Annotated in this window: 15 protein-coding genes and 3 tRNA genes; 16 read left to right on the top strand and 2 right to left on the bottom strand. The window is 67.2% G+C overall.

Going from position 1 to position 14,773, the window contains the following annotated elements:
* The first annotated feature begins 129 nt into the window (after window positions 1-129).
* Window positions 130-516 (top strand): cold-shock protein, encoded by a 387-nt coding sequence (locus SALPAC6_RS0105830; RefSeq protein ID WP_026189348.1) that lies wholly within the window; start codon window positions 130-132, stop codon window positions 514-516.
* Here the strand turns inward: SALPAC6_RS0105830 and SALPAC6_RS0105825 are convergent.
* Both SALPAC6_RS0105825 and SALPAC6_RS0105820 read right to left on the bottom strand, forming a co-directional pair.
* On the bottom strand, window positions 477-1,370 hold the full coding sequence (locus SALPAC6_RS0105825) for a 1,4-dihydroxy-6-naphthoate synthase (protein WP_018252487.1): 894 nt from the start codon (window positions 1,368-1,370) through the stop codon (window positions 477-479). The two genes, SALPAC6_RS0105830 and SALPAC6_RS0105825, sit on opposite strands and share 40 nt — an antisense overlap.
* Before the next feature lie 108 nt (window positions 1,371-1,478).
* A complete protein-coding gene (locus SALPAC6_RS0105820; protein ID WP_080635999.1) occupies window positions 1,479-1,931 on the bottom strand; it encodes a hypothetical protein in 453 nt (150 codons plus the stop codon).
* A 225-nt stretch (window positions 1,932-2,156) separates the two neighbouring features.
* On the opposite strand from SALPAC6_RS0105820, the gene SALPAC6_RS29640 reads away from it, so the two are divergent.
* The 15 genes from SALPAC6_RS29640 (at window position 2,157) to rpoB (ending at window position 14,735) form a co-directional block, all read left to right on the top strand.
* Window positions 2,157-2,309, top strand: coding sequence for a hypothetical protein (locus SALPAC6_RS29640; RefSeq protein WP_188115274.1), 153 nt, complete (start codon window positions 2,157-2,159; stop codon window positions 2,307-2,309).
* 27 nt (window positions 2,310-2,336) lie between these two features.
* Window positions 2,337-4,865, top strand: coding sequence for a putative bifunctional diguanylate cyclase/phosphodiesterase (locus SALPAC6_RS0105810; RefSeq protein ID WP_018252484.1), 2,529 nt, complete (start codon window positions 2,337-2,339; stop codon window positions 4,863-4,865).
* A 92-nt stretch (window positions 4,866-4,957) separates the two neighbouring features.
* A tRNA-Thr gene (locus SALPAC6_RS0105805) sits at window positions 4,958-5,030 on the top strand.
* Window positions 5,031-5,054: 24 nt separating this feature from the next.
* Window positions 5,055-5,127 (top strand) — tRNA-Met (locus tag SALPAC6_RS0105800).
* A 133-nt stretch (window positions 5,128-5,260) separates the two neighbouring features.
* Window positions 5,261-5,428 (top strand): 50S ribosomal protein L33, encoded by a 168-nt coding sequence (gene rpmG / locus SALPAC6_RS0105795; RefSeq protein WP_012184342.1) that lies wholly within the window; start codon window positions 5,261-5,263, stop codon window positions 5,426-5,428.
* Between the two features lie 112 nt (window positions 5,429-5,540).
* Window positions 5,541-5,987 (top strand): MaoC family dehydratase N-terminal domain-containing protein, encoded by a 447-nt coding sequence (locus tag SALPAC6_RS0105790; RefSeq protein ID WP_018252482.1) that lies wholly within the window; start codon window positions 5,541-5,543, stop codon window positions 5,985-5,987.
* 1 nt (window position 5,988) lies between these two features.
* Window positions 5,989-6,381 (top strand): MaoC family dehydratase, encoded by a 393-nt coding sequence (locus tag SALPAC6_RS0105785; protein ID WP_018252481.1) that lies wholly within the window; start codon window positions 5,989-5,991, stop codon window positions 6,379-6,381.
* A gap of 125 nt (window positions 6,382-6,506) precedes the next feature.
* A tRNA-Trp gene (locus tag SALPAC6_RS0105780) sits at window positions 6,507-6,579 on the top strand.
* A gap of 210 nt (window positions 6,580-6,789) precedes the next feature.
* Window positions 6,790-7,170 (top strand): preprotein translocase subunit SecE, encoded by a 381-nt coding sequence (gene secE / locus SALPAC6_RS0105775; RefSeq protein ID WP_026189347.1) that lies wholly within the window; start codon window positions 6,790-6,792, stop codon window positions 7,168-7,170.
* A 38-nt stretch (window positions 7,171-7,208) separates the two neighbouring features.
* Window positions 7,209-7,937, top strand: coding sequence for a transcription termination/antitermination protein NusG (gene nusG / locus SALPAC6_RS0105770; RefSeq protein WP_018252479.1), 729 nt, complete (start codon window positions 7,209-7,211; stop codon window positions 7,935-7,937).
* A 192-nt stretch (window positions 7,938-8,129) separates the two neighbouring features.
* Complete coding sequence (gene rplK, locus SALPAC6_RS0105765) at window positions 8,130-8,561, top strand: 50S ribosomal protein L11 (protein ID WP_018252478.1); 432 nt, start codon at window positions 8,130-8,132, stop codon at window positions 8,559-8,561.
* 80 nt (window positions 8,562-8,641) lie between these two features.
* Window positions 8,642-9,358 (top strand): 50S ribosomal protein L1, encoded by a 717-nt coding sequence (rplA, locus tag SALPAC6_RS0105760; RefSeq protein ID WP_018252477.1) that lies wholly within the window; start codon window positions 8,642-8,644, stop codon window positions 9,356-9,358.
* A 401-nt stretch (window positions 9,359-9,759) separates the two neighbouring features.
* Window positions 9,760-10,305 carry a 50S ribosomal protein L10 gene (rplJ, locus tag SALPAC6_RS0105755; protein ID WP_018252476.1) on the top strand — a complete coding sequence of 182 codons (546 nt, stop codon included), beginning with the start codon at window positions 9,760-9,762 and terminating at the stop codon, window positions 10,303-10,305.
* Window positions 10,306-10,359: 54 nt separating this feature from the next.
* Complete coding sequence (gene rplL / locus SALPAC6_RS0105750; RefSeq protein WP_018252475.1) at window positions 10,360-10,746, top strand: 50S ribosomal protein L7/L12; 387 nt, start codon at window positions 10,360-10,362, stop codon at window positions 10,744-10,746.
* 557 nt (window positions 10,747-11,303) lie between these two features.
* On the top strand, window positions 11,304-14,735 hold the full coding sequence (gene rpoB / locus SALPAC6_RS0105745) for a DNA-directed RNA polymerase subunit beta (RefSeq protein ID WP_018252474.1): 3,432 nt from the start codon (window positions 11,304-11,306) through the stop codon (window positions 14,733-14,735).
* Window positions 14,736-14,773: the final 38 nt, after the last annotated feature.

The following is a 14,773-nucleotide window of genomic DNA, read 5'->3' as shown; positions in this document are numbered from 1 at the left end:
CACCCGTAGCAGCCGCGGCGGGGTGGCGTCGGTGCGCGATGATCTCACTGGATTCCCAGCGGCGCGTGACGCCGCGGTCCGGCTAGCCTTAGAGCAGTAGACGTCGTGAACGAAGCAGAGGTTTTACAAGTGCCGACGGGTCGAGTGAAGTGGTACGACGCGACCAAGGGATACGGGTTCGTCACCAGTGACGAGGGCGGCGACGTGTTCTTGCCCAAGGCTGCGCTTCCGGCGGGTGTCGCCGACCTCAAGGGTGGGCAGCGGGTCGACTTCAGCGTGGTCGACAGCCGTCGTGGCGCCCAGGCGATGGGGGTCAAGCTGTTGGAGGCGCCACCATCGGTGGCGGAGCTGCGTCGTCGCCCGGCGGAGGAGCTACACGGCCTCGTCGAAGACATGATCAAGGTTCTGGAGGCGAAGGTGCAGCCGAACCTACGCCGAGGCCGGTTCCCCGACCGGAAGACCGCGCAGAAGATCGCTCAGCTGGTCCACGCGGTCGCCCGCGAGTTGGAGGTCTGAGGCACCAGGCCGGCGTCGGTGGCCCGGCCCAGCAGCGCGTTGACGGCGGCGTACCCGGCCTCACCCAGGTCGGCGGTGAACTCGTTCACATAGAGGTCGATGTGCCGTTCGACCACGTCGGGCTCCATCTCCTGCGCGTACGACAGCACGTAGTCGCGGCTGGCCGCCGGGTCCGCCCAGGCGCGGTGGACCGACTCCCGGATCCACCCGGTGGCGGCCTCGGGATCCACGCTGCCGCGGCGGGCGAGAATCGCGCCGAGTGGGATCGGGAGGCCGGTGTCGGCCTCCCACCACTCGCCCAGGTCGACCAGGGCGGTCAGCCCGTGCCGGGGGTAGGTGAACCGCGCCTCGTGGATCACCAGGCCGGCGTCGTACCGGCCGGCGGCGACCCCCGGCATGATCTCGTGAAACGGCACCACCTCGATGCGGGCGGGTGGCCGCCCGGCCGACCAGAGCCGGAAGAGTAGGTAGGCCGTGGTCCGGTCACCGGGTACCGCAACCGTGGCCCCGGAGAGGTCGGCCCGGTCTGGGGCCCTGTTCACCCGGCTGCCCGAGCCCCCGGGTGACGCGGCAGGGGTGAGCATCGGGTCGGGTCGGGTCAGGACCAGGGGCCCGCATCCCCGGCCGAGTGCTCCACCGCAGGGCAGGAGGTGGTAGTCCGCCAGCAGCCATGGCAGCGCCGCGTAGCTCACCTTCACCAGATCGAACGCACCCCGCTCGGCCGCCGTGTTGGTCACGTCCACGTCGGCGTAGGTCACCGTGACCGCAGGGGCGCCGGGGACCTGCCCGTGCACCAGCGCGTGGAAGACGAACGTGTCATTGGGGCAGGGCGAGATCGCCAGCGAGAGCGTCACGCACCTACGGTAGCCCCGCGGTACGGCTGTTCCTGGCTTTCGTGATCCACTTCTGCGTCCTGGACCTGTCTCGTATCCAGGCCCGGCGACCCTGCCGCCCAAGCCACGTTACGGAACTCCCGCCTCCGGCGTGGCCTCGTGCCCGGGCAATCCGTGGGTGCGGCGCCGCTGCTTCATCTCCGCCTCGTAGATGTGCCGCCGCCCGCCGGCCAGGCGGTCCCGTGCGTCCCGCTCGATCTCCTGGAACGTGGCGTAGTAGCCGTCGTCGAACTCCTCCACGACCTGGAACGTCCATCGCCCGGGTAGCACGTTGCGGCCCAGTAACTCGTGTTCGACCCGGTCGGCCATGTCGTCGTGCCCGGCCTCGCGGAGCAGCCGCACCGCCCGGTCGAGGGTGAGATCTGCTCCACCGATGAGCTGGTGTGCCGAATACAGATGACCGCGTGCCCGGTGGACCGTCTCCAACGCCTCGCTCAACTCGCCCAGTGCTTCGATGGTGACGTCATCGACCCCGGCCGGCCGGGAATGTGCGGTATCCACCGACCTGTTCTGACTTGGCATGTTATCGAATACCCATGAACGGCGGGATCGCACCCAGATGCTGCGTCGGGGTTCGCGGCAGATCAAAGGTAAGTTTGATCATCTCCTATGTGGTGCAAAAGGTTACTTTTGTATAGATCTGTCGTTTCCGAATCTGTCCATCGTCGGCTTTGCCAGCGGATTCGCATATGGCACCATCGTGACACCGGCAACATTCTCGGATCCCCTCCCGGCAGGAGCTCATCGATGTCTGGACTGTCACGTCGCCGGCGAAGTGTCATCGCCTTCGCGGTAATGGCCGCGCTCGGTAGCCTCTTTGCCTGGGACTCGGGTGCGCAGCTCGCCGACTTCATCTGGACCGCCTCAGCCGTGGAGGCGGGCGTCCCGGGAACCAGGTAGCGTCCGCACCGTTAACCAGGGGGCGGAATGTCAGGCAGTCCACCGCCGCTGCGTAGGACCACTGAGCAGGTCTGGCTGATCACCGCCCCGCTGGCGATAGTCGCGGTCTTGGGGAGCATCTTCCTGGCGCTCGCGGCCGAGCCGCCCCTCGGCAACCCAGCTATCGCCGCTGCCCTGCTCGTCGTGATGATCGCGGCTGGTGCCGGGGTCCTGCAGATCGTCGTGCGCCGGGAGGCGCTCGAGGTGGTCGTCACCGAGATCCCACTCGTGCTGGCGTTCTACTACTTGCCGCCCTTCACGGTCGTGGCGCTCATCGTGCTGTCCACCCTGGTCGGGCTGCTCTGGCGTCGGCTCGGCGCGGTGAAGGTCTGTTTCAATGTGGCCTGCAAGGGTGCGGCGGCCTCGCTGGGCGGCGTGGTCCTGGTCGGGCTCTCGGGTGTGGACGGAGTCGGCCCCCGGACGTGGGCGGTCCTGTTCGCCGTGGTCACCGTGAACTCGGTTGTCTCCCTGATCGCGATCAGTGGTGTCGTGAGTCTGCTCCACGGCTGGCAGGCTGGCTGGGAGCTATTCCGCAGGTCCCCGGTGCCGCTGGTGGTCAACTCCATCAACGTGGCGATTAGCCTGATCCTGTTGCTGGCGCTGGAGTCGACCTGGTGGTCAGTGCTGTTGATTGCCGTGCTGGCCGTTGCGATGGTGGTGGTCTACCGCTCGTACGCGCAGTTCCTCCGGCAGCATCGCACGTTGAGCAGCATGTATGAGTTGACCCGGGCGATGACCGAGGGTGGTCGGGAGGGCGCCGTCGCCGACCAGCTATTGGGCCGGATCCGGGCCCTGATGCAGGCCGAGTACGCGACTCTGTGGCTGCCCGCGCAGGGGCGCTACCCCGAGGTGCTGCTCAGCGCTCGGATGGGCGACCGGGGGCTACTCGATGTCGCGCCCACCCCCGCCGGCCTACGGGTCAAGGCCCGGGAATCCGGTGCGACCCTCGCCATCGGACGGGCCCTCCCGGACTCCGCTGACGCTTGGGTGGACCTAGCCGGCCATGGGGTGAAAGACGCGATCGTCGTCCCGTTACGGTCGGGTCCGGCGGTGATCGGCACACTGGAGGTCGTCAACCGGCTCAGCGAAGGGGGTCGCTTCACGCCGGATGATGTCCCTGTCTTCGAGACCGTCGCCGCGCACACTGCGGTCGCACTCGAGAACTCCCGGCTGGTCGACCGGCTGCGGCATGATGCCTACCACGACACGCTCACCAAGCTGCCCAACCGGCGGCGGGTCACCGAGGCGCTGGACGAGGCGGTGAAGATTCGGGCGCCGGGTGAGGTGGTGGCGCTGCTGCTCTTCGCGGTTGATCGACTCCGGGAGGTCAACGAGTCTCTCGGGCGTGCCGCCGGAGACAGGGTGTTGGTCCAGGTCGCCGCGCGGCTGCGGTCCTGCGCGCCGGCTTCGGCATTGGTCGGACGGGTCGGCGGTGACGCGTTTTTGGTGACCCTCCGGCTGGAGGGGGCGACTGCGGCCCTGGACCTGGCGGCGCGGATGCGGGAGCAGATCCGGGCTGTGGTGATCTTTGACGGGCTCACCCTCGACGTGGATACGGCGGTGGGTGTCGCTGTTCACCCGGACCATGGAAGTGGGTCTGAGGCGCTGCTGCAACGGGTTGACCTGGCCGTACGGGCGGCCAGGTCCGCGCCCGGGAACGTCCAGCTCTTTCACCCGGCGCTGGAGTCCCGGTCACTGCGGCGGCTCGGTCTCGCCGGCGACCTGCGGCGGGCCCTGGCTGATGGGGAGCTGGAGGTGTATTTCCAGCCCAAGGTCACTCTGCGGGACCGACGGTTGGTGGGCGTCGAGTGCCTTGCCCGTTGGAACGATCGGGCCCACGGATCGGTCTCGCCGGAGGACTTCGTGCCGGTTGCGGAGTACACCGGGCAGCTGGGGCGGCTCACCGAGTTCGTGCTCCGGGAGGGGCTACGGCGCAGCCATGACTGGGCGCACGGCGGCCACCCGCTCTCCGTTGCGGTCAACCTCTCCCCGCGTACGCTGACCGACCAGCACTTCCCGGAGCGGGTGCGGGAACTGCTCGAGGAGTACGGGGTGCCGCCGCAGCGGCTCACGTTGGAGATTCGGGAGTCCGGGGTGCTGGACGGCACCGACCGCCCCATTCCGACCCTGCGACGCCTGCGGGATCTGGGAGTCCGTCTGTCGGTGGATGACTTCGGTACGGGTAACTCGTCCCTTGCCCACCTGCGCCGGCTCCCCGTGCACGAGGTGAAGGTCGACCACCGGTTCGTGCAGGGGATGGCGACTGACCCCGGGGACCTGGCCATCGTCAATGCGGTGGTCACGCTCTCCCAGCAGTTCGGCCTCGCCGTGGTGGCCGAGGGGGTGGAGAGCGAGTTGACCCTGGAGCTCCTTCAGGACATCGGGTGTGAGTTCGGGCAGGGGTTCCTGTTCAGCCGACCGTTACCCTATGAGCGGCTGGAGGCGTGGTTCGGCGCTCAGGCGGAGTCGGGGGCGGCGGCGACGGGGGAGCCGGCACGCCTTCGAGTCGTCCCGTGAGCTGGGCCCACGGGCCACCGGGGGATCCGATTTCAGCTCCGCGATCCCGCCGTGTAGGCTTACCTCTGCACGGCCACCGAGTGGTTGCGCAGGCCCCCTTAGCTCAGTCGGCAGAGCGTCTCCATGGTAAGGAGAAGGTCTACGGTTCGATTCCGTAAGGGGGCTCAGAGGGTCCGGCTGGACCCACCCGGCGGTGTAGCTCAGGTGGCAGAGCAAGCGGCTCATAATCGCTGTGTCGCCGGTTCAAGTCCGGCCACCGCTACTTTCGTCCATCGGGCCTCACCCGGCGGATGATGGGACGGGCACCTTCGGTGCCCGCTTTGCATGTCCACGTGCTCAGCGCGTAGGCTGATGCGCCCGTAGTTGTCACCCATTTACGAGGAAGGCACTCCGCCGTGGCGAAGGCGACCGATGTCCGGCCGAAGATCACTTTGGCGTGTGTGGAGTGCAAGGAGCGCAACTACATCACGCGCAAGAACCGGCGTAATGACCCGGACCGTATCGAGCTGAAGAAGTTCTGCCCGCGCGACGGCCGGCACACGATCCACCGGGAGACCCGCTGAACTGGGCGATCCGCCGCTGATTCAACCACGGTCGCCGATCCGCCGACCCGCGTGGCTTCGCCGCCGCCGGTCGGGTGGGTCGGCGGCCGTGTTCTGCGTGTAGGTTCGCGGCATGTCCCTGGACCCCTCCTTCGTCGGCCGGACGTACCCGCCGACCGCCCCCTACCAGGTGGGCCGAGAAAAGATTCGTGAGTTCGCGACTGCGATCGGCGCTACCGAACCGGCCCACCACGACCCGACCGCCGCTCGCGCGCTCGGCCATCCGGACGTGGTCGCCCCGCCGACCTTTCCGGTCGTGGTCACCATGGCCGCCACCCGTCAGGTCGTGGAAGATCCGGACCTCGGTGTCGACTACAGCCGGGTGGTCCACGGCGATCAGCGCTTCGCCTACACCCGCCCGGTCGTGGCGGGGGATGAGTTGGTCTGCGTCAACACCATCGAGGAGGTCCGCACCCGCGGCGGACACGGGTTTGTGACCACCCGTACCGAGGTCACCACGCCTGATGGTGAGCCGGTGGTCACCGTCTGGTCGAAGATTGTCGTACGGGGGGAGGGCTGAGATGGAGCTGCCGACCAAGACATTCCGGGTGACCCGGGCGGATCTGATCCGCTACGCGGGTGCCTCGGGAGACTTCAACCCGATCCACTGGAGCGACCGGATCGCGACCTCGGTCGGGCTGCCCGGTGTGATCGCCCACGGCATGTTCACGATGGCGTTGGTGGGCCGGGCAGTCGCCGAGTGGGCCGGCGCTGCCGACGCGGTGGTCGACTACGCCGTTCGATTCACCCGGCCGGTCGTTGTCCCAGACGATGAGCAGGGCACCGAGATCGAGGTGACGGCGGCGGTTCGGGAGGTCACCGATGCGGGCTTGACCAGGATCGACATCACCGCAACCTGCCATGGGGAGAAGGTGTTGTCACAGGCGAGGGCGACCATCCGGATGGCCGGCTGACCGGTCTTCGACGCGCGAGGGGTGGACCGGTTGGGAAAGTCGTGCCGCTACCCGTACACTGGTCCGCCGTGGGGCACGTGACCCTGCCCAGCCGTTTTGGCGGGGTGAGGTGGCGTCCGCCGCATAGGGGTGTAGCTCAATTGGCAGAGCAGCGGTCTCCAAAACCGCAGGCTGCAGGTTCAAGTCCTGTCACCCCTGCGCCTCAGGCCTGATCGTTTCGTGGGTCGCGTCGCCGGCTGGCGATGTCCGGCCCGTGGTGGTGGTATCGGCGGGGTTGCTCCGAGGCAATCGGGCCCCAGTTCGGACCGCTGGCTACGGCCCGTCGCGAACGGTCGGGCCGGCCGGCGTGACCAGACGCCGCGTATGCTGTGACGGCGTGCGAACCGACATCCCGCGATGGAGGGCGATGTGGCCGACAACAAGCGGCGCGGCGAGGATGCCGACGACGAGCGTCTGAACGGCGAGCTCGACACTGCCGGCGATGCCGACGCCGACGAGGAGTCGGCCTCCCGGGGCGAGAGCGCGACCAGCTCGCGGTCTCGTGCCGAGTCGGTCGGCCGGTCGAAGGGTCGTGCCCAGGGTGACAAGGTTGGGCCGTTCGGTCGAGTCGCGCGATTCGTCCGCGAGGTCGTGGCTGAGCTGCGTAAGGTCATCTGGCCGACTCGCAAGGAGCTGTTGACCTACGCCTCTGTGGTGATCGTGTTCGTCGCCGTGATGCTGATGATCGTGGCTGGCCTGGACCTCGCCTTCGCCGAGGGTGTGCTGTGGGTCTTCGGTAACCCCAGCTAACCGGCTGACTGTGCTGATAGTGACGGAAGTGAGCAAGCGTGCCTGAGTACGACGAGACCGCCGAGCCTGTGGATGAGCAGTCCACGGTCGCGACGGCGGCTGGTGACATGTCGGTTGAGGCCGCCAGCGAGCCGGAGCTCTCCGCCAGCGGCAGCGAGCCGGCCGAGGCGAACGAGTTCGACCCGGTCGCCGAGCTGCGTCAGAAGCTGCGCTACGCGCCGGGCGACTGGTATGTGGTGCACTCGTACGCCGGCTATGAGAACAAGGTCAAGACAAACCTCGAGACCCGGATCACCTCCCTCGACATGGAGGACTACATCTACCAGGTCGAGGTGCCGACCCGGGATGAGGTCGAGGTCAAGAACGGTAAGCGTTCCCAGATCCAGGCCAAGGTCTTCCCCGGCTACATCCTGGTGCGGATGGAGCTCACCGCGGAGTCGTACTCCTGCGTGCGGAACACGCCCGGTGTGACCGGCTTCGTGGGCGCCACCGACCGGGCCGACCGTCCTGCGCCGCTGAGCCTCGATGAGGTGTTGAAGTGGCTGGCGCCAGCGGTCGAGGCCGTGGAGAAGAAGGCGAAGCCCGAGGTCAAGGTCCTCGACTTCGAGGTCGGCGACTCGGTCACCGTCACCGACGGTGCCTTCGCCTCCCTGCCGGCGACGATCAGCGAGATCAATGCCGACCAGCAGAAGCTCAAGGTGCTGGTGTCGATCTTCGGTCGAGAGACGCCGGTGGAGCTGAACTTCAACCAGGTCACCAAGATCTGACCTGCCGTACGTCGGCGGTGGGTGCCTACCCGCCGCCGACGTACTCGTTTCTGGCCAGGGCGGCTGGTAGCCGGACCCCGGAAGGCCGGCAGTCGGCGTGCGCTACCCTAGAACGTCGCCGTCTACGCGGCATGCTGACCGTGCATGCCTGACGGGCGGTGCGAATTTCCGTTCCACGTCCCAGGAAGTGACATGCCTCCGAAGAAGAAGCTCGTCAAGACGTTCACGCTTCAGCTGCCGGCGGGCCAGGCCACCCCGGCGCCGCCGGTCGGCCCCGCGCTGGGTCAGCACGGTGTGAACATCATGGAGTTCTGCAAGTCCTACAACGCGCAGACCGAGTCCCAGCGGGGCGACATCATCCCCGCCGAGATCAGCGTCTACGAGGACCGCACGTTCACCTTCGTGCTGAAGACCCCACCCGCTGCCCGGCTGCTGATCAAGGCCGCTGGCGTGGCGAAGGGCTCGGGTGTCCCGCACATGGAGAAGGTTGGCCAGGTCAGCCGCGCCCAGCTGCGGGAGATCGCCGAGAAGAAGATGGCTGACCTCAACGCTAAGGACCTCGACCAGGCCGAGAAGATCATCGCCGGTACCGCCCGGTCGATGGGCCTGAACGTCGTCGACTGACCCAAGCCGACCCGCCGATCCCGTTTGTGGGAGGGCCTGCGAGCACCGCGGCCCGCCAGAGACCACAGGAGTAACCACAGATGCAGCACAGCAAGAACTACCGTAAGGCGGCTGCGGCCATCGACCGGTCGAAGCTGTACAGCCCCGCCGAGGCCGTCAAGCTGGCCAAGGAGACCACCTCCGTCAAGTTCGACGCCACGGTCGAGGTCGCGATGCGCCTCGGTGTCGACCCGCGTAAGGCGGACCAGATGGTTCGCGGCACGGTCAACCTGCCGCACGGCACTGGTAAGACCGCGCGTGTGATCGTGTTCGCCGCCGGCGCGAAGGCCGAGGAGGCCGTCGCCGCCGGCGCCGACGAGGTGGGCACGGACGAGCTGGTCGCCCGGATCCAGGGCGGATGGCTCGACTTCGACGCGGCGATCGCCACGCCGGACCAGATGGCCAAGATCGGTCGGATCGCGCGGATCCTGGGCCCGCGCGGTCTGATGCCGAACCCGAAGACCGGCACGGTGACGATGAACGTTGCCAAGGCGGTTGCGGACATCAAGGGCGGGAAGATCGCTTTCCGGGTGGACAAGCACTCCAACCTGCACCTGATCATCGGCAAGGCCTCCTTCTCCGAGAGCCAGCTGGTGGAGAACTACGCGGCGGTCCTCGACGAGATCCTGCGGGTGAAGCCGTCCGCGGCCAAGGGTAAGTACCTGCGGAAGGTCACCCTCACCACCACGATGGGCCCGGGTGTTCCGATCGACCCGAACATGGTGAAGAACCTGCAGGAGAGCTCCGCCGAGGGCTGAGCACGACTGCGTTCGAACGGGGCCCTGCCGGCTGGTGGGGCCCCGTTCGGCGTGCAGGCTGACCTGCCTGATGGTCAGCGGAGCGGTGGGCAGCAGGGCCTCACGGGGGCGGTGTGGCGGCCGCCCCGGGGCATCGTGTATTCTTTCCGCGAAGTTCCACCCAGAGACCGCTGGTCACCGTGCCTCGGCACGGTCGAAGGTTCCGCGAAGACGGGCGACCCGCGCAGGGCGGTAAGCGAAAATCGGTTGTCTCCCGCGGTCCGCCGACTGTGGTGCCAGCACCAGCCATTCGCCCCGTGCGCCCTGCGCCGGGGCTTTTCTCGTTGCCGTGTTTCCTCCGTGTCCGCCGTTGGCTACCGCCGATGACGGTGACCAGCCTGGAGCAACGAGAGAGGAGGGACATGGCGGACAAGCCGATCCGGGCCGACAAGGCCACGGCCGTCGTCGAGCTGACCGAGAGCTTCCGCAACGCGGGCGCGACCGTACTGACCGAGTACCGTGGTCTGACGGTCTCCCAGCTCACCCAGCTGCGGCGCTCGCTCGGCACGGAGACCACCTACACCATCGCCAAGAACACGCTGGCCAAGCGTGCCGCGGCGGACGCGGGTATCTCCGGGCTCGACGAGCTGTTCACCGGTCCTACCGCGCTGACTTTCGTTTCGGGCGACGTCGTCGAGGCGGCCAAGGGCCTTCGTGACTTCGCGAAGACCAACCCGAAGCTGGTCATCAAGGGCGGTGTTTTCGAGGGCAAGGCCATCTCTGCGGCCGAGGTCACGAAGCTCGCCGACCTGGAGTCCCGCGAGGTGCTGCTGGCCAAGCTGGCCGGTGCGATGAAGGGCAACCTGAGCAAGGCCGCGTCGCTGTTCCAGGCGCCGATGGCCAAGACGGCCCGCCTGGCGGCTGCCCTGCAGGACAAGCGCGAGAAGGAGAGCGCCGAGGAGGCCTGAGGCCACCCGGTGCACACGATTCTTAGCAACACCACTTGAGAAAGGACGCCAGATATGGCGAAGCTCAGCACCGACGAGCTGCTCGACGCGTTCAAGGAGATGACGCTGATCGAGCTCTCTGAGTTCGTGAAGCAGTTCGAGGAGACCTTCGAGGTCACCGCCGCGGCTCCGGTCGCCGTGGCCGCTGGTGCCCCGGCCGGCGGTGCTGCTGCCCCGGTCGAGGAGGAGAAGGACGAGTTCGACGTCGTCCTCGAGGCCGACGGTGGCAAGAAGATTCAGGTCATCAAGGTCGTGCGTGAGCTGACCGGCCTGGGTCTCAAGGAGGCCAAGGACCTGGTGGAGTCTGCGCCGAAGGCGATCCTGGAGAAGGCCAACAAGGAGACGGCCGACAAGGCCAAGGCCAAGCTCGAGGGCGAGGGCGCCAAGGTCACCCTCAAGTGACCTTGTGTTGACTCTACGGAGTGTCCCGGCGCGCCTGTGCCGGAGCACACTCCGGCACGACGGGCGGCGATCCGGTCAGCGGATCGCCGCCCGCCCGTGTTGGTGGCGCCCGGTGCCCTGCCGGCCCGGGAGTCTGTGCTGCCCACGCTCTTGTGCCGGCGGCTCCAACACCGGCTGGGGGCGATCGGTCGCAGCGGGCGGTAACCGGCCCTTGACGCGGCCCGGCCCGGCAGGCACGCTGAAACCAGCAAGACCTTCCGCGCTTGCAACGGCCGCCAGTTGGGTGAGGACATCGGCGAGGTGATCGCCGATGGTCGCAGGTGGCCCGGTGGGAGTGTCGCGTTTTGAGCGGCCCGGCATGAGGTCCCGAGGCCCGTTCCGCGATGACCCGCGGGGTTGACTGGACAGCGGCTAGCCTCTCGGCTACACTGCTAGTTTGCGCTGCCTTCCGAATTTACCCCTGCTCGGAAATGTCCGTTTGTGGATATTTCTGGTGGGGTTATTGGAGTGCGCGCGTACCAGCCGTTCTGCAGCACCGGTCCTCGGAAGGACGCATCTTGGCAGCTTCCCGCCCTGCGAAGACCAGTCGTACGTCGAGCGCTTTCGCTCCCCGCCGAGTTTCTTTCGGTCGGATTACCGAACACCTCGAGGTCCCCAACCTCCTTGCCATTCAGACCGAGTCTTTTGACTGGCTGGTCGGCAACGAGGCGTGGCAGGGCCGGTCGGCGGACGATCCGCACGCGCGCTCGGGTCTCGCGGAGATTCTCGACGAGATCAGTCCCATTGAGGACTTCTCCGGCACCATGTCACTCTCCTTCTCGGCTCCACGCTTCGACGAGGTCAAGGCCTCGATCGAGGAGTGCAAGGAGAAGGATCTCACCTACTGCGCCCCGCTCTTCGTGACCGCGGAGTTCACCAACAACACCACCGGCGAGATTAAGAGCCAGACGGTGTTCATGGGTGACTTCCCGATGATGACGCCGAAGGGCACCTTCATCATCAACGGTACCGAGCGCGTCGTCGTCAGCCAACTCGTTCGGTCACCGGGTGTCTACTTCGACAAGCAGCCGGACAAGACCTCCGACCGCGACCTCTCCAGTGTGAAGGTCATCCCGAGCCGGGGTGCCTGGCTCGAGTTCGACATCGACAAGCGTGAAACTGTCGGGGTTCGGATCGACCGTAAGCGCCGGCAGGCCGTCACCGTGCTGCTCAAGGCTATCGGTTGGACGGCGGAGCAGATTCGCGAGCGGTTCGGCTGGTCCGAGCTGATGATGACCACGCTCGAGAAGGACCACATCGCCAGCCAGGACGAGGCGCTGCTGGACATCTATCGCAAGCTGCGTCCGGGTGAGCCGCCGACCCGGGAGAACGCGCAGACCCTGCTCGACAACCTCTTCTTCAACCCGAAGCGGTATGACGTCGCCAAGGTCGGCCGGTACAAGTTCAACAAGAAGCTCGAGCTGGACCTGTCGATCGACACCGGGGTGCTCACCCAGGACGACATCGTCGCCACCGTCGAGTACCTCTGCCGGCTGCACGCCGGGGAGGAGGGCTACGAGGCCGACGACATCGACCACTTCGGTAACCGTCGGCTGCGTACCGTGGGCGAATTGATCCAGAACCAGGTCCGGGTCGGCCTGTCCCGGATGGAGCGGGTCGTTCGGGAGCGGATGACCACGCAGGACGTCGAGGCGATCACGCCGCAGACTCTGATCAACATCCGGCCGGTGGTGGCGGCGATCAAGGAGTTCTTCGGCACGTCGCAGCTGTCCCAGTTCATGGATCAGACCAACCCGCTGGCGGGCCTCACCCACCGGCGTCGGTTGAGTGCTCTCGGCCCCGGTGGTCTGTCCCGGGAGCGGGCCGGATTCGAGGTCCGCGACGTGCACCCGTCGCACTACGGGCGGATGTGCCCGATCGAGACGCCGGAAGGCCCGAACATCGGTCTGATCGGCGCGCTTTCCACCTTTGCCCGGGTCAACCCGTTCGGCTTCATCGAGACGCCGTACCGGAAGGTCGTTGACGGTCAGGTCACCGACCAGATCGACTACCTGACCGCGGACGAGGAGGACCGCTTCGTCAAGGCGCAGGCCAACGCGCCGCTGCGGGCGGACGGCTCGTTCGCCGAGGACCGTGTCCTGGTCCGCCGTAAGGGCGGCGAGACCGAGGATGTGCCCCCGGCGGCCGTGGACTACATGGACGTGTCGCCGCGGCAGATGACCTCGGTCGCGACCGCGATGATCCCGTTCCTCGAGCACGACGACGCCAACCGCGCGCTGATGGGCGCGAACATGCAGCGTCAGGCAGTGCCGCTGGTCAAGGCCGAGGCGCCGCTGGTCGGTACCGGCATGGAGTACCGAGCCGCGGTGGACGCCGGTGACGTGGTGGTCGCCGAGTTCGGGGGGGTCGTCGAGGACCTCTGCGCCGACTACATCACCGTGCACCAGGACGACGGCCACCGTCGCACCTACCTGTTGCACAAGTTCCGCCGCTCCAACGCCGGCTCCTGCGTCAACCAGAAGCCGGTCGTATTCGAGGGTGACCGGGTCGAGGCCGGCCAGGTGATCGCCGACGGTCCCTGCACCGACGACGGCGAGATGGCGCTCGGGCGCAACCTGCTCGTGGCGTTCATGACCTGGGAGGGGCACAACTACGAGGACGCGATCATCCTGTCGCAGCGCCTCGTGCAGCAGGACGTGTTGACCTCGATTCACATCGAGGAGCACGAGGTTGACGCCCGAGACACCAAGCTTGGGCCGGAGGAGATCACCCGCGATATCCCGAACGTCAGCGAGGAGATGCTCGCCGACCTCGATGAGCGGGGCATCATCCGGATCGGCGCCGAGGTCGTTCCCGGTGATGTCCTGGTCGGTAAGGTCACGCCCAAGGGTGAGACCGAGCTGACCCCCGAGGAGCGGCTGCTCCGCGCGATCTTCGGTGAGAAGGCGCGCGAGGTCCGGGACACCTCGCTGAAGGTGCCGCATGGCGAGACCGGTACGGTCATCGGGGTGCGCACCTTCTCCCGCGAGGAGGGCGACGAGCTGCCGCCGGGCGTCAACGAGCTGGTCCGGGTCTACGTCGCGCAGAAGCGGAAGATCCAGGACGGCGACAAGCTCGCCGGCCGGCACGGCAACAAGGGTGTCATCTCCAAGATCCTGCCGGTGGAGGACATGCCGTTCCTTGAGGACGGGACCCCGGTCGACATCGTGCTGAACCCGCTCGGTGTGCCATCCCGGATGAACATCGGCCAGGTGCTGGAGACGCACCTCGGCTGGGTGGCCAAGACCGGGTGGAAGGTCGAGGGCGACGACGCCGAGTGGAAGCGGCAGCTCCAGGCGATCAGTGCCGACGAGTCCGAGCCGGACAGCAACGTGGCCACCCCGGTCTTCGACGGTGCCCGCGAAGAGGAGATCTCCGGTCTACTCGCGTCCACCCGGGCCAACCGGGACGGTAAGCAGCTCATCGGTTCGTCGGGCAAGGCCCAGCTCTTCGACGGTCGCTCCGGTGAGCCGCTGCCAGACCCGATCGCGGTCGGCTACATCTACATCCTGAAGCTCAACCACTTGGTCGACGACAAGATCCACGCGCGGTCGACCGGTCCGTACTCGATGATCACGCAGCAGCCGCTGGGTGGTAAGGCGCAGTTCGGTGGCCAGCGCTTCGGTGAGATGGAGTGCTGGGCGATGCAGGCGTACGGCGCCGCCTACGCGTTGCAGGAGCTGCTGACGATCAAGTCCGATGATGTCCTCGGCCGGGTGAAGGTCTACGAGGCGATCGTCAAGGGCGAGAACATCCCGGAGCCGGGCATTCCGGAGTCGTTCAAGGTGCTACTCAAGGAGCTCCAGTCGCTCTGCCTCAATGTTGAGGTGCTCTCCAGCGACGGTGTGGCCCTGGAGATGCGGGAGACCGACGACGAGGTGTTCCGGGCCGCGGAGGAGCTGGGCATCGACCTGTCCCGGCGCGAGCCGAGCTCGGTCGAAGAGGTGTGAGTGGCGAGGGTTGCGGGCTGGCCGGGCCTGGCACTTCC

Source organism: Salinispora mooreana (assembly GCF_000379065.1).
Classification (GTDB): Bacteria; Actinomycetota; Actinomycetes; order Mycobacteriales; family Micromonosporaceae; genus Micromonospora; species Micromonospora mooreana.
The sequence above is the reverse complement of the archived record's forward strand: the minus strand, read 5'-3'. Positions and strand labels throughout refer to the sequence as shown.

What these genes read in the sequence shown, in the direction of transcription:
- SALPAC6_RS0105820 (WP_080635999.1), bottom strand. Translation starts at nt 1,931, where the DNA reads ATGCCAAGTCAGAACAGGTCGGTGGATACCGCACATTCCCGGCCGGCC.
- SALPAC6_RS29640 (WP_188115274.1), top strand. Translation starts at nt 2,157, where the DNA reads ATGTCTGGACTGTCACGTCGCCGGCGAAGTGTCATCGCCTTCGCGGTA.
- SALPAC6_RS0105810 (WP_018252484.1), top strand. Translation starts at nt 2,337, where the DNA reads ATGTCAGGCAGTCCACCGCCGCTGCGTAGGACCACTGAGCAGGTCTGG.
- SALPAC6_RS0105790 (WP_018252482.1), top strand. Translation starts at nt 5,541, where the DNA reads ATGTCCCTGGACCCCTCCTTCGTCGGCCGGACGTACCCGCCGACCGCC.
- SALPAC6_RS0105785 (WP_018252481.1), top strand. Translation starts at nt 5,989, where the DNA reads ATGGAGCTGCCGACCAAGACATTCCGGGTGACCCGGGCGGATCTGATC.
- rplK (WP_018252478.1), top strand. Translation starts at nt 8,130, where the DNA reads ATGCCTCCGAAGAAGAAGCTCGTCAAGACGTTCACGCTTCAGCTGCCG.
- rplA (WP_018252477.1), top strand. Translation starts at nt 8,642, where the DNA reads ATGCAGCACAGCAAGAACTACCGTAAGGCGGCTGCGGCCATCGACCGG.
- rplJ (WP_018252476.1), top strand. Translation starts at nt 9,760, where the DNA reads ATGGCGGACAAGCCGATCCGGGCCGACAAGGCCACGGCCGTCGTCGAG.
- rplL (WP_018252475.1), top strand. Translation starts at nt 10,360, where the DNA reads ATGGCGAAGCTCAGCACCGACGAGCTGCTCGACGCGTTCAAGGAGATG.